A 12,502-nucleotide genomic window follows, 5' to 3' on the forward strand; every position below is an offset into this window, starting at 1 on the left:
CGGCCCCCGGCCTACCCCGGTCGGCGCGCCGCGCGCCTCCCGGCCCCGCCCCCCCCCCCCCCCCCCCCCCGCTGCTCATCTGCGCCAGGGAGCAACTCGCTTACGGGACACGGTCAAAGACATCCGGTTGCCACCCTTGTGCGGCGGTGGTCCAGTCCTTACCCTTTCGAAGCGCACCGAGGAACACGAACCGTCGCTGATCAGCGCCACCGGTCCCGTCATCACCGCAAGAAGCGGCCAGCGGCCGCCAGTTCAGGTGCAACCCGCCCTCGCCGTGCCACCCGTGCCGCCAGTCGCACCACTGCCCCTGTGATGTCCCCTGTGGTGTTCCCTGTGGCGACTTCGCCACGCCCGGATGGCAACGCGAACCCACATCCGTCGGAGGTACCCGCGTGACGATCCACCGACTCCGCGCGCTCGCCGCTGTGGCCGCGCTCACCCCCGCACTGCTCACGGCCGCAGCATCCACCGGCACCCCGGCCGCAGCCGCAGCAGCGGGCGCGGGCGCGGGCGCCACAAGAGCCTTCCCGCACCACAGCCACTACCTGCACGACGACCAGACATGGGGCGGTTACGCCGTCACGGGCGGCACCTACACCTCGGCCAGCAGCAGTTGGACCGTCCCGGCACTCGACTGCGCGGCCACCCCGGACAGCTCGGTATCACCATGGATCGGGATCGACGGCTTCAACTCCCAGACCGTCGAGCAGATCGGCTTCGACCAGGACTGCACCAATGGCGTCGCCGGCTACTACCCGTGGGTCGAGATGTACCCGGCGGACTCGATCTACTTCACCAAGACCGTCAAGGCCGGGGACCAGATCACCGCCGCCGTCTCGGTGAGCGGCACCTCGTTCACACTCACCGAGTCCGACGCGACGCAGCACTGGACCAAGACCTACCACGAGTCCGGCTCGTACCAGCTCTCCTCCGCCGAGGCGATAGTCGAGGACCTCGGCGACGGCATCGGCCCCGTCGCCGACTTCGGATCCATCTCGTTCACCGACGTGGCCTTCAACGGCTCCCCGCTGGAGAGCGCCGGTACCCTCAACTCCACCGACCTGTCCCGGGGAAACACCCAGTTGACCGACAACTCCCGGCCCAGTGGCGGTGGTTACACCATCAACTGGCTGCAGTCCTGACCGCGGGCCGCCCCGGCCGAGCGCGTGCCGAAGCCGCGGGCGGACCGTCTGCCGACTGATCCGAGTCGAGCCACCCACCTGCCACACCACGGGAATCAGACTGGTCCAGCGGACTCCAGGAGTGGGAGAATCTCCCCATGACTGAGCGAAAGCCCACAGGGCTTGATTTCGAGTCTTGGATCGACCGGCAGATCCGCGAGGCGGAGACGCGCGGCGAGTTCGCCGAGCTGCCCGGCCTGGGCAGGCCGCTGGCCGGCCTGAACGTGCCCTACGACGAGGCGTGGTGGATCAAGCAGAAGGTGGTCCACGAGGGCCACGGGGCGATCCTCGATCCAACGCTCGCACTTCGCAAGGAGATCGAGGACACCCTGGCCGAGGCGGCCAACGCCCCGGATGAGTGGCGCGTGCGCGAACTCCTGGAGCCGCTGAACGAGAGGATCGCCGCCAATCTGCGCATGCCACCACCGGGCCCGCCGCTCGGTCGCTCGCTGATCGACATCGACGAGGTCGTGTCCCAGTGGCGGCAGGCCCACGGCAGGGACGGCAACCGGTCGCCGGGCACCGCAGGGGCGGGCTCCCGGACCGGAGACGGTGAGGACGCTGCCACGCCCCGTACCACCGCGCCCCCGTCGGGTGGCAGCCGGTGGCGCCTGCGGATCCCCCGTCTGCGGCGCCACGACTGACGCGCCAAGGACCGGGATCGGCTCCCCGCGACCCTCCCCCGCCCACGGCAGCGCTGGTGGGTGCGGGCCTCAGGACGCGGCGCTCTCCCGGAACCGGTGGAGGAGCTCGCGCGCCGGAGCACTCGCGGGATCGAACGTCTGGCGGGCCAGGTTCGCAGTGACGGCCTGGCCGTAGAACCACGCCGCGTGGCACTGGAAGCAGAAAGCGATCTCGAACAGTATCTGCCCGGAGAAGACCTGGCCCGGCCCGGTGTGGGCGCGGATCGCGAAGCCCGGCGAGAAGCACCGCATCTTGCTGCTCACGGGAAGGCCCGTGACGAGCGCGAGAACCTCCTGCGCATCATCCCAGAGCCCGACCGTCTCGCCGGGGACGGTGTCCGTCCACTGGTACCAGCCGTGTGGATCGGTGATGCGGACGGCTTCGACGAGCTCGACCAGGTCGGCGGTGGTGGGAAGCAGCATCCCACCAGTCTTTCGCAACCGGCCGCGTGACGACCAACCGGCCACGGAATCCGCAGGGCCCGTCGCCGGACAGCGATCAGCTCGCCTGGTGACGCGCTACGCCGCTTCACGCCGTGCGTCAGGCCTCGTCCACCCCGGACAGCGCCTCGGTGATCAAACGGGTGGCGAAGTCGTGGTCGCCGCCGGTGATCCGGTTGATGTGCTCCGCGAGCAGGACGGTCGTGGCCTCCAGCGGATTCATCTCGGCCTCGGTCCAGCGTCCGTACTGCGCGCGCCACAGATTGGGGCTCAGGCCGGTACCGGCGGCGACGAGCAGGCCGACCATGGTGGGGATGACCTCGGGACGGAAGGTTTTGGGCATCATGCGCATCGTGGCCACCAGGGTGGGCACCACGTGGTCGATGACGTCCTCTTCATGGTCCTCGCAGGCCCTGCGCAGCCAGCTCATGAACATGAAGATGAGCGTGCACGCACCGTCCAGCAGATCATCGAACCCCGCAGGGCCCATGGACGCGGCGAACTGATCGATCATCCGCCGGTGTTCCGGGTCCGTCTCGGCCTTGCCGTTGTAGAGGGCCTTGAGGCGGGAGTCGATCACCAGGAGCGCCGCGTCCACGTCACCGACGGGAGCGAATTCGGGGTCACAAGGCGATGGCGATGACACAGGGCTCCTCCTCACACGGCCACAGCGGGTAGCGCGACCTGTTCGTAGCGTAGACCGCCAATCGGGCGAGATCCGGCGAATCATGAAGAAGCACCCCTGTGCACCGAGCACACCCGTCAAGCCCTCCCCCACGCCGCCGAATCGGCCCGCACGGGCGAAGCGACAGGCAGGAGGCCCTGCTCCTGAGAACGCCGACCACGGCTCCGCACGGCAGCGCACCGTCCAGAAACGCGAGCCGCCGCCCGGCGACCCGCCACCGGAGAGAAGCCAGGCAGCAGCCTCACAACCCGCATTGCGCCCCTACGCCCCCACGCGCGAACTGTCAGACACGGCCTGGCCCGCGGGATCAGTCCGCCGGATCCACCAGTCGGTACCCGTCCGTCAGCAGACCGGCCCGTTTGACGGTGCGGATGACCGGGGCGAGCTCGGCCTGCTGGATGGCGGGCAGCGAACCGAGCCGGCCGGTGAGGAACTCGTAGAGCTCCTCGGTGTCGCGGCAGAGCACCACGGCCACCAGGTTCGCCGAACCGGTCACCGCGGCGGCGAACGGGACTCCCGGATGGGCGGCGAGCGCGGCGCCTGCGGCGGCCAGGTCGGCGGGGGCCACGGTGGCCCACAGGGTGGCCTGGGTGGGGTAGCCGAGCAGCGCCGGGTCGATCTCGATGTCGAAGAAGAGCGCGCCGACGTCCTGCAGGTGCTCCGTGCGGCGACGGGCGGTGGACTCGGACAGGCCGGTGGCGCGGGCCAGCTCGGGGCAGCCCGTCCGGCCGTCGCGGGCCAGCTCGGCGAGGAGCACGAGGTCCGCCTCGTCCAGCTGGACCGGTTCGGTGCCCGGGTGCACCGGGCGTTCCAGCGCGGCCACCTGCTCGGCGGTCAGCCGGTTCACCCCCAGCCGGCGTGACGGGCCGCCGAAGACCTTCAGCACGGTGTGCGCGGTCACCCCGGTGACCCGCTGGGTGCCCGGCAGCTTGTGCAGCAGCAGCGAGTCGCGGTCCTCCCGGCTGCGCGCCCGGGTCACGCAGTTGACCTCGGTGCCATCGGAGTTGACGGTGACCCGGGAGATGTCGGGACAGCGGGCCAGCGCGTCGGCGACCGCCACGGCGGCGTCCGGTGTGCACTGCACCCGCAGCCAGGACTCCAGCAGCCCGAGCCGGCGGCCGTCCAGCAGCCCGACCACCCGCAGCAGCCCGGCGGTACGCAGCCTGCGGTAGCGGCGGATCGCCGTCTGGTCCGAGACGCCCAGGACGGCCGCGATCTTGCTGAAGGCGGCCCGCCCGTCGAGCAGCAGGGCCTGGATCACCTGGTGGTCGAGGTCGTCGAGCATCAGGCTCTGGGTGGTTTCCATCATCACCCTGTCAGTCTATGTTGGAATCCGGCACGAAGGTAGGCGTGGTTGGAAGTATCGCCCGCTGTGGTGCGACCGTCAGAGCGACACGAATGCGAAACCGAACGGAGAACTCCGATGCGCAAATGGCTGCCGCTGACCGCGGTGTGCCTGGGCACGTTCATGCTGCTGGTGGACGTCACCATCGTGACCGTCGCCCTGCCGGACATGGCCAGGAGCCTGCACACCTCCTTCGCCGACCTGCAGTGGGTGATGGACATCTACGCCCTGGCCCTGGCGGCCCTGCTGCTGAGCGCCGGTTCACTGGCCGACCTGGCCGGGCGGCGCAGGATCTACCTGGCGGGCCTGATGCTCTTCGCCGCGGCCTCGCTGGCCTGCGGCCTGGCGACCGGTCCGGCCGTGCTGATCGCCTTCCGCGGTCTGCAGGGCGTCGGCGGCGCCGCGATGTCCGCCACCACGATGGCGCTGCTGAGCAGCTCGTACCAGGGCAAGGACCGAGGCATCGCGTTCGGCGTCTGGGGCGCGGTGAGCGGCGCCGCGGCCGCGGCCGGCCCGGTGCTGGGCGGGCTGCTCACCCAGCACCTGGACTGGCACTGGATCTTCTACGTCAACCTGCCGGTCAGCGCGCTGGCGGTGCTGATGACCCGGCGCTTCGTCAGCGAGTCCCGCAACCCGCACGCCAAGGGCGTCGACCTGCCGGGCATGGCCACCTTCACGCTGGCGGCCGGCGCCGTCACCTACGCGCTGATCCGGGTGGGCGACAACGGCTGGACCTCCACCACCACACTGGGGCTCTTCGCGCTCGGCGCGCTCGCGCTGGCGGCGTTCGTGGCGGTCGAGCGGCGCAGCAGCCGTCCGATGCTGGACCTGGCGCTCTTTGGGCGCGCGTCCTTCGTCGGGATCATGCTCGGCGGCCTGCTGCTCTCCGGGGCGGCCTTCTCCTACGTGGTCTACGCCTCGCTCTGGCTGCAGTCGGTGCGCGGCATGGGCCCGGTGGCGGCCGGTCTCGCCTTCCTGCCGATGAGCATCGCGGCGTTCCTGGTCTCCGCCGCGGCCGGCCGATGGCTCTTCGGGGCCTCGCCCCGGTGGGCCATCGGGATCGGCATGCTGGTGACCAGTGCGGGTGCCATGCTGCAGGCCATGGTCGGCGCGGGCTCGACCTGGACGGCCCTGCTGCCCGGCCTGGCGCTGACCGGCGTCGGGGCGGGCCTGGCGGGGCCGTTGCTGGCGACCACCGCGATGGCCTCGGTGCCGGCGGAGCGCAGCGGGATGGCGGCCGGCGCCGCCAACACCTCGCGCCAGTTGGGCAACGCGCTGGGGATCGCGGTGCTGGGCGCCGTCTTCCAGGACAAGGTGCTGTCGGCGCTGCGGGCCTCGGCCGGCGCGGTGAGCGACCCCAGGGCCACCGCGGACGCGCTCATCGGCGGCCGGGCGGCCACGGTGATCGCCCGGACGGCTCCCGAGCACCGGGTGGCGGTGTCGCAGCTGGTGCACGAGGTGTTCGCCGCCGGGCTGCGGCAGACCTTCCTGGTGGCCGGGGCGATGGGTCTGGTGGGCGGCGCGATCGTGCTGCTGCTGGTCCGCCGGCCGCCGGCCCCGGCTCGGGCCGGCGGCGCGGGGAAGGGTGCACCCCAGGAGGCCCGCCCTTCGGTCGAGCCGGTGACTCAGGAGGCCACGAGCGGATAGTGCACCTCGTGGCGGAAGTCGGGGTTGCCCTGCAGGGCGGCCACACTCCACCTCACCGGGGCACCCGGTGCTCGACCGCGTCATCGCCGGTGTCGAGGAGGTCGGTGACGAGCCGGCGCGCGTAGGCCGCGTCGAGGCCGGTCGGGCGGAAGAGGATGCGGTACATCAGGGGGGCGACGACGCGGTCCATGGTCGTCTCGACGTCGGGGATGTACTCCTCGCGGTCGCGGGCTCGGGCTCGGGCTCGGGCTCGGGCGAGGACAAGGTCGATCTGTCCGGCCGCGTAGGCCGAGCACTGGCCGGCGTTGCCGCCGTCCGGGTCGCCGAGCAGGGCGTCGCGGATGTAGGCGCGGCCGGAGGGAGAGGCCATCTCGTCGAGGAACTGTTCGGCCCAGGCGGTCAGGTCGGACCGCAGATCGCCGTGGTCCTCCGGCTCCGTATCGGGCCGCAGACGCTCCACCGCGACGTCGGACAGCAGTTCCTGCAGGTCGCCCCAACGGCGGTAGATCGTCGAGGGGGTGACTCCGGCGCGCTGGGCGACCAACGGCACCGTCAGCGTGTCGCGTCCCACCTCGGCCAGGAGTTCACGGACAGCCGCCTGCACCGATGTCTGGACCCGGGCGCTGCGCCCGCCGGGGCGCACCATCTGCTTGCGACTCATACCAACCACCTTAAAGCACAATCCTTGCGTTTAAGGAGTGTCCGGAGCGTTCGTCCAGGAGTCGGACACGAGCCGAACAGCGCGTGGGCCGGACCGGCGGGCTGACCACCCCGGCCCACGCACCACGCTCACACCACCGGCGCGAGCACTCGGGCGGGCTGCGTCTGTTCGTAGGCGTGACCGACCCGCAGGAGCGCGCGCTCGCCGAGCGGTCGGCCGAGCAGCTGCAGGCCGATCGGCATGCCCGCCGTGTCGTGGCCGACCGGGACGGACAGGGCGGGCACCCCGACGATGTTGGCGGGGGCGCAGAGGCGCACGAGAGCGTCGGAGACGGTTTCGACCGTGCCGTCGGACCAGGTGACCGTCTCCTGGTCGGCCGCTGCCGCCGTCATCGGGACGGTCGGGGCGGCGATCACGTCGACCGTGTCCAGGACGCGCGCCCACTGCTCCCGCATCAGGGTCCGTGCGCGCTGGGCGCGCACGTGGTCCACGGCACTCATCAGCTCGCCGGCCTCCAGCAGGACGCGGACGTCCGCCTGGTACAGCTCGGGCACCGTGCGCAGGGTGCGCTCGTGGTAGGCGGTGGCCTCCGGGACCAGCAGTCCCCACAGGGTGGGCAGGACGTAGCGGGCCATCGGGATGTCGACCTCGACGAGCCGTGCGCCGAGGGCCTCCAGCTGCCCGATGGCGTGCCGGACGGCGGCCTCGACTTCCGCGTCGAGGTGGTCGACGTAGTAGTTCCGCGGCACGCCGATCCGCAGTCCCGTCAGGTCCGTGCCCGGGCCCGGCCGGTAGTCCACGGCGGGAGTCGTCAGCGAGGCGGGGTCGCGCGGGTCGTGTCCGGCGAGGGCGGTGAGCACCAGCGCCGCGTCCTCGACGGTCCGGGTGATCGGGCCGACATGGTCCAGCGCCCAGGACAGCGATGTGACGCCGTGGCGTGGGACGAGACCGTAGGTCGGCTTGAGGCCGACGACCCCGTTGAGCGCGGCGGGCACGCGGATCGATCCGCCGGTGTCGGTGCCCAGGGAGAAGGTCGCCGTGCCCGAGGCGACGGCGACGGCGGATCCGCCGCTCGAACCGCCGGCGACCCGGCCGCGGTCCCAGGCGTTCCTGGTCTGCGGGGTCGTCAGGCCGTAGGCGAACTCGTGGGTGTGGGTCTTGCCGAGCAGGATCGCGCCGGCGGCCGTCAGGCGCGCGGCGACCGTGCTGTCCTCCTGCGCGCGGTGGTCGGTACGCACGCGGGAGCTGGCCGTGGTGGCCCAGCCGGCGACGTCGATCAGGTCCTTGAGTCCCATCGGGATGCCGTGCAGGGGCCCCTGGTAACGACCGTGTGCCACGTCGTGCTCGGCTGCGAGCGCCGCCCGGCGTGCCTGCTCCGCGTCGATGGCGACGTAGGCATCGAGGCGCGGCTCCACCTGCTCGATGCGCGCGAGGACCGAGTCCACCAGCTCGACGGGCGACAGTTGCCGGCTCCGGATCGCGTCCGCGGCGGCGGCGAGGGAGAGCTCATACGGCTGCATCGCGCGTCTCCCCTCCGGCGCGGTAGGCGCTGGCAGGCGGGGTTTCGCCGAAGTCCAGCTCCCGCAGGATCGTGACGATCGCGTGGATGTGGTTGGCGGTGGCCGCGACCGCGGCATGCCGGTCGGCGGGCAGCGGCAGCCCGGCGCGGGCGGCCCAGCGGGCGGCCTCCGGTGGCGTGAGTTCGGCGTCGGAGATGGGCGCCGACACGGAGGTTGACACGGCTGTTGACACGGACGTTGACACGGCTGTTGACGGGGACGTTGACATGGACGCCCTTCCCGATCGCGGTGGGAGCAGCGGAGCACTCCCACACCAAAAGCTAACGGTTTGCTTTAGCCGACAGTAGGCCCTGCGGCACTTTTAAAGCAAACACATTGCGTTTACCGCGAAGGAACGACCTCGCCGCCCTCCTCAGCCGGGCCCGCGAATGACCGCAGAGACAGGTCTCAGCCGTCCAGCAGGGCGCAGACGAAGTCCTCCTCGACGGCGCGCAGGTGCTCCAGCAGGTTCGGGTTGACCTTCTGGTTCACCTGTGAGGTGACGGAGAGGGTGAGGCTGCGGCGGCCGTCCGGGGTGCCGGCGCCGAGCTGGGTGTAGCCCGCGGTGTTGCCCGTGTGCCCGTAGACCACGCCGCACCGGGTGGTGTACTCGAAGATCGCCAGCCCGGCGCGGTTGGCTCCCGGGCCGGCCGGCTCGGAGGCGCCCGCGACGAAGGCCCGCTGCTGCTGCCGGGTCGCCTCGCTGATCAGCGGGCCGCCCGCGTACCCGGCCGCGAACGTGCTGAAGTCCTTGGGCGTGGACACCAGCCCGCCCGATGCCCAGGCGCCCGACGCGCCGAACAGCGTGCTGACGTCCTGCGGCGGTTCGTTCGCTCGGACGGCGTAGCCGTGCAGGTAGGGGTCGGGCAGCTGGTAGCCGGAGGGGAGGCTGGTCCCGGTGAGCCCCAGCGGCTGGTAGACCTGAGTGGCCAGCAGGTCCTCGTAGCGCTGACCGGTCGCGGCCTCGGCCATCAGGGCGACGGCGATGTTGTCGGAGTTGGAGTAGTGGTACCGGGAGCCGGGGGTGAACTCCAGGCCCTCGTCGGCGACGTAGTCGAGCAGGTGCCGGGAGTCGAACAACCGGTGCGGGTCGGCGAGGATCTCCTCGACGAACTCGGGTGACGCGCTGTAGTCCGGCAGCCCACTGGTGTGGTTGAGCAGCTGGCGCAGCGTCACCGCGCCCCAAGCGGCCGGCAGCGAGGGCAGGCGGCCGGCGATGGTGTCGTCCAGCCCGAGCAGCCCGCAGTCGACCAGCCGGAGCGCAACCGCACCGCTGAACGCCTTGGCGGCGCTGGCGAGGCGCATGTGGTCGGTGGGCCGGGGCGGATCATCGGTGCCGACCTCGGCCACCCCGGCCCGGTACACCCGTACACGGTCGCCGTCACGGAGCACCGCGATGGCTCCGGGCGGGCCGTCCGGTCGGTCGACCAGCTCCTGCAGCCGCGCCCGCAGCGCCGCGTCGCCGTCCTCACCGTGCCCCGCCGCAGCGGGGGCCGCGGCCACCAGCACCAGCGAGGCGGTGAGCAGGGCGGTGACCGCCCGCCCGTGGCGGCGGGGCAGCGGGGAACGACGGGAGCGAACGGACACGGCGGGGCCTCCGAGGCGCGACTCGGCGACGGGGACGGCCGCCGCTCTGGCCGCAAGGAATCACCCGTCGGCGCCCCTGGGAAACATCCGGACACCCACCGTGACCCGGCTAGCGCAGCACGGTGCCCTCGTTTCACCTTCCCTGCCCGGGGCCGACTCGCCTCGGACCACCACTGGCATCAGCTGGGGCGAGGTGCGCCGGCCGTGCCACGTGGACCTTCGCGCCCTCGCGGCGGGCCGGTCGCTGTCTCCTTCCCAACTGCCTTGCGTGGCAAGTGATCACCGGGCGCGTCGGCTGCGTTCCACCGGGGCACGACAGGGCGGCTCCTTGGCCCAACAGCTCGATTAAGTTCAGCTAATATGCTGGCTGTCGCCCGGTCGGCACGCTGTGTCGGTCAACGTTCATCCCGAGGGCTGGGGAGGGGTTCTTCATGGTCAGGACACTCCAGGAGCGGCTGAACGCGCTGTTCGAAACAGTCCACCCGCCCGGCCGCGGCCCGTACAGCAACCACGAAGTGGCCGACATGCTGCGCGAACGCGGGGGCGTCTCCCCCTCCCACGTCTATCTGTGGCAGCTGCGCACCGGGCGGCGGGACAACCCCACCAGGCGGCACCTCGAAGCGCTCGCGGGGTTCTTCGGCGTCCCGGTGGCCTACTTCTTCGACGACAGCACGGCCGACAGGGTCACGGCCGAGCTGGCTTTCGTCAGCGAGTTGCGCACCAGCGGAGTGCAGCGTGTCGCCATGCGGGTGGCGGGGCTGTCGCCGCAGAGCATGGAGCAGGTACTCGCCACGGTCGAGCAACTGCGGGTACAGGAAGGGCTCCCGGTCGGCTCAGCCGACGAAGGAACGGACCGGAACCCGTGAGGGGCAGCCTCCAGAGCAACTGCCGACGCTTCGTGCGAGGCCTGGACCTGCCGCCGGTCAGCAGCGTGAGAGAGCTCTTCCCGGTCGTCGAAACCCTGTCCGGGTACCCGATCCAGGTCCTCCCCATTGCCGAGGACATCGCACAGGGCTTGTGCGGCCTCTGGATCCGGTCGAAGAGCAACGACTACATCTTCGTCCACCCGGACACCAGCCGCGCCCACCAGGACCACATCATCGCGCACGAGCTCGGGCATATTCTCCGCAATCACCAGGGCCTGCCCATCCTCCCCGCGGCCCAGCCGGTCGCCGACCGGCTGGTCCCCGACCTCGACCCGAGGGTGGTCAAGATGATGCTGGGCCGCACGAGTTACGAACACGACGACGAGGAGGAGGCGGAGTTGATCGGCACCTACCTGCAGCGCCACGCACACCGCCCGGGCCCGCGCCTTCAGGGCGACGACCCCGTGGCGGAAACGCTGCTGCGCGGAAGGCGGTGACACGGATCCCCATGCAGCAGCTCCTGCACCCGATCTGTCTGACCCTGGCCGTCGTCGGCTTCCTCATCCTGGTCTCGCCACCGCGACAGCTGGGCCAGGACAGGGCTCTGGCCGCCCTTGCCGGCGTGTACGGCCTCTCCGCCCTCTCCTTTCTCGTCTCCCTCGATCCGGTCTGGAGACTTCTGGGCGAGGCGACCGGCAACCCGGCCGTCGGAATCCTGGCCTCCTTCGGCATTGTCACGGCTCTGATGACCTTGCAGCTTGTCGTCCTGGCCAACTGGGTCCTGCCACAGGAAAGGGCCCGCAGGACGGTCCGGCTCTGCCTCACGGCCGGGGCAGCGGTCATCGCCGCGCTGGTGACGCTGTTCTTCCTGCTGCCCGTCACCGGCACGGTCGCCCCTCAGGCTTTCACGGCCAAGTACATCCACAGCGGCATCTACCAGGCGTTCCTGACCCTCTACATCGGTGCCTACGCCATCGCGGAGGGCGTCGTCGCGGTCGTCTGCCGGCGGAGAGCCGGCGGCACGGGCGAGCCATGGATCGCGCGTGGTCTGCGCGTCGTGGGAGCGGGGGCACTGCTGACCTTCGGCTACAGCGCGGTCCGGCTCGTGGACGTCTCGGCCGCGGTCTTCGGCCTCACCCACGCGTCGGCACAGGCGGAGAACCTCGCATGGCTCTGCGCCGACGGCGGCACCACGCTCCAACTCACGGGATTCTTCATTCCCACGCTGGCCGTGCATGCCGTCCCAAGGGCCCGAGCCTGGGTGAGCGCCTATCGCAACTACCAGCGCCTCGGGCCGTTGTGGCACGGAGTGCACGAGGCCCTGCCCACCATCGCGCTCCAGACCAACCGGAACGCCGCTGCGGGCCGCCCACCCCTCTGGGGTACCAGCTGGCACCTGTACCGACGCACCGTGGAGATCCGGGACGGCCAGTGGGCCCTGCGCCACCACCTGGACCAATCCGTGCGCAGCACGGCCGAGACGCGGTACACGACCGCCGGGCTCCAGGGCGCCGAGTTGGCCGCCGCGGTGACCGCCGACCAGCTCCGCGAGGCGCTGAGCGCCTACCACCGCGACGAATCACCACACGCCCCGACCGCCTACGCCGACGCGGGCACCCGCGACGATGTCCGCACGCCGGACGACGACGTCCGCGCGCTGCTGCGCATCGCCGCCCACTTCACGACCGTCTCTCCGCACGAGGATGCCGCACACGAGGATGCCGCTTCACGGACTTGATCCCGCCGCTCCACCTGCCGACAAGCCCGGCACCCTGGAGCAGGAGGGGTATCCAGCCGCGAACCGGCGACCACGCACCTGGACGGTCGAGGCGGCGGCCTGGGCGAAC

At 71.3% G+C, this 12,502-nt stretch carries 13 protein-coding genes; 6 read left to right on the plus strand and 7 right to left on the minus strand.

All coding sequences use genetic code 11. The features are described 5' to 3' along the window. Positions 1–392 precede the first annotated feature (392 nt). Positions 393–1,142, plus strand: a complete 750-nt coding sequence (locus ACFZB9_RS07555; protein ID WP_391444568.1) for a G1 family glutamic endopeptidase — start codon at positions 393–395, stop codon at positions 1,140–1,142. 137 nt (positions 1,143–1,279) lie between these two features. Continuing rightward, positions 1,280–1,825, plus strand: a complete 546-nt coding sequence (locus ACFZB9_RS07560) for a DUF1992 domain-containing protein (protein WP_391444570.1) — start codon at positions 1,280–1,282, stop codon at positions 1,823–1,825. Between the two features lie 69 nt (positions 1,826–1,894). Here ACFZB9_RS07560 and ACFZB9_RS07565 read toward each other — a convergent pair whose 3' ends face one another. The 3 genes from ACFZB9_RS07565 to ACFZB9_RS07575 form a co-directional block, all read right to left on the minus strand. Further along, complete coding sequence (locus ACFZB9_RS07565; protein WP_391444572.1) at positions 1,895–2,287, minus strand: hypothetical protein; 393 nt, start codon at positions 2,285–2,287, stop codon at positions 1,895–1,897. A gap of 118 nt (positions 2,288–2,405) precedes the next feature. Then, positions 2,406–2,903: a hypothetical protein gene (locus ACFZB9_RS07570; RefSeq protein WP_391444574.1), complete on the minus strand. Its 498-nt coding sequence runs from the start codon at positions 2,901–2,903 to the stop codon at positions 2,406–2,408. A 394-nt stretch (positions 2,904–3,297) separates the two neighbouring features. Next, entirely contained in the window at positions 3,298–4,299 is a 1,002-nt protein-coding gene (locus ACFZB9_RS07575; RefSeq protein WP_391445174.1) for an Lrp/AsnC family transcriptional regulator, read from the minus strand. A 114-nt stretch (positions 4,300–4,413) separates the two neighbouring features. Between ACFZB9_RS07575 and ACFZB9_RS07580 the strand changes: the two genes are divergently transcribed. Then, complete coding sequence (locus ACFZB9_RS07580) at positions 4,414–5,982, plus strand: MFS transporter (protein ID WP_391444576.1); 1,569 nt, start codon at positions 4,414–4,416, stop codon at positions 5,980–5,982. Between the two features lie 52 nt (positions 5,983–6,034). Here the strand turns inward: ACFZB9_RS07580 and ACFZB9_RS07585 are convergent, their stop codons facing one another. The 4 genes from ACFZB9_RS07585 to ACFZB9_RS07600 all read right to left on the minus strand — a co-directional run bounded on the left by ACFZB9_RS07585 (position 6,035) and on the right by ACFZB9_RS07600 (position 9,789). Continuing rightward, the gene (locus ACFZB9_RS07585; RefSeq protein ID WP_391444577.1) at positions 6,035–6,643 is read right to left on the minus strand and encodes a TetR/AcrR family transcriptional regulator; all 609 of its coding nucleotides are present in this window, start codon (positions 6,641–6,643) and stop codon (positions 6,035–6,037) included. Between the two features lie 128 nt (positions 6,644–6,771). Then, positions 6,772–8,163 (minus strand): amidase, encoded by a 1,392-nt coding sequence (locus ACFZB9_RS07590; protein WP_391444579.1) that lies wholly within the window; start codon positions 8,161–8,163, stop codon positions 6,772–6,774. After that, positions 8,150–8,359, minus strand: a complete 210-nt coding sequence (locus ACFZB9_RS07595) for a hypothetical protein (RefSeq protein WP_391445175.1) — start codon at positions 8,357–8,359, stop codon at positions 8,150–8,152. Before ACFZB9_RS07595 ends, ACFZB9_RS07590 begins: the two co-directional genes overlap by 14 nt. A 251-nt stretch (positions 8,360–8,610) precedes the next feature. Next, entirely contained in the window at positions 8,611–9,789 is a 1,179-nt protein-coding gene (locus ACFZB9_RS07600; protein ID WP_391444580.1) for a serine hydrolase domain-containing protein, read from the minus strand. A gap of 431 nt (positions 9,790–10,220) precedes the next feature. Here ACFZB9_RS07600 and ACFZB9_RS07605 point away from each other — a divergent pair, with 431 nt between their 5' ends. From ACFZB9_RS07605 to ACFZB9_RS07615, 3 genes are read left to right on the plus strand one after another with little or no spacing between them, the layout of a single operon-like run. Continuing rightward, positions 10,221–10,655 (plus strand): helix-turn-helix domain-containing protein, encoded by a 435-nt coding sequence (locus ACFZB9_RS07605; protein WP_391444582.1) that lies wholly within the window; start codon positions 10,221–10,223, stop codon positions 10,653–10,655. Beyond that, on the plus strand, positions 10,652–11,152 hold the full coding sequence (locus tag ACFZB9_RS07610; RefSeq protein ID WP_391444584.1) for a hypothetical protein: 501 nt from the start codon (positions 10,652–10,654) through the stop codon (positions 11,150–11,152). The genes ACFZB9_RS07605 and ACFZB9_RS07610 overlap by 4 nt, the downstream gene beginning before the upstream one ends. A gap of 11 nt (positions 11,153–11,163) precedes the next feature. Continuing rightward, positions 11,164–12,393, plus strand: coding sequence for an MAB_1171c family putative transporter (locus tag ACFZB9_RS07615; protein ID WP_391444586.1), 1,230 nt, complete (start codon positions 11,164–11,166; stop codon positions 12,391–12,393). Positions 12,394–12,502 lie beyond the last annotated feature (109 nt).

The organism is Kitasatospora sp. NPDC008050 (genome assembly GCF_042957465.1).
Classification (GTDB): Bacteria; Actinomycetota; Actinomycetes; order Streptomycetales; family Streptomycetaceae; genus Kitasatospora.

Excerpts from the sequence above, each read along its gene's own strand:
- ACFZB9_RS07560 (WP_391444570.1), top strand. The coding sequence starts at position 1,280 with ATGACTGAGCGAAAGCCCACAGGGCTTGATTTCGAGTCTTGGATCGAC.
- ACFZB9_RS07565 (WP_391444572.1), bottom strand. The coding sequence starts at position 2,287 with ATGCTGCTTCCCACCACCGCCGACCTGGTCGAGCTCGTCGAAGCCGTC.
- ACFZB9_RS07575 (WP_391445174.1), bottom strand. The coding sequence starts at position 4,299 with ATGATGGAAACCACCCAGAGCCTGATGCTCGACGACCTCGACCACCAG.
- ACFZB9_RS07580 (WP_391444576.1), top strand. The coding sequence starts at position 4,414 with ATGCGCAAATGGCTGCCGCTGACCGCGGTGTGCCTGGGCACGTTCATG.
- ACFZB9_RS07585 (WP_391444577.1), bottom strand. The coding sequence starts at position 6,643 with ATGAGTCGCAAGCAGATGGTGCGCCCCGGCGGGCGCAGCGCCCGGGTC.
- ACFZB9_RS07590 (WP_391444579.1), bottom strand. The coding sequence starts at position 8,163 with ATGCAGCCGTATGAGCTCTCCCTCGCCGCCGCCGCGGACGCGATCCGG.
- ACFZB9_RS07605 (WP_391444582.1), top strand. The coding sequence starts at position 10,221 with ATGGTCAGGACACTCCAGGAGCGGCTGAACGCGCTGTTCGAAACAGTC.
- ACFZB9_RS07615 (WP_391444586.1), top strand. The coding sequence starts at position 11,164 with ATGCAGCAGCTCCTGCACCCGATCTGTCTGACCCTGGCCGTCGTCGGC.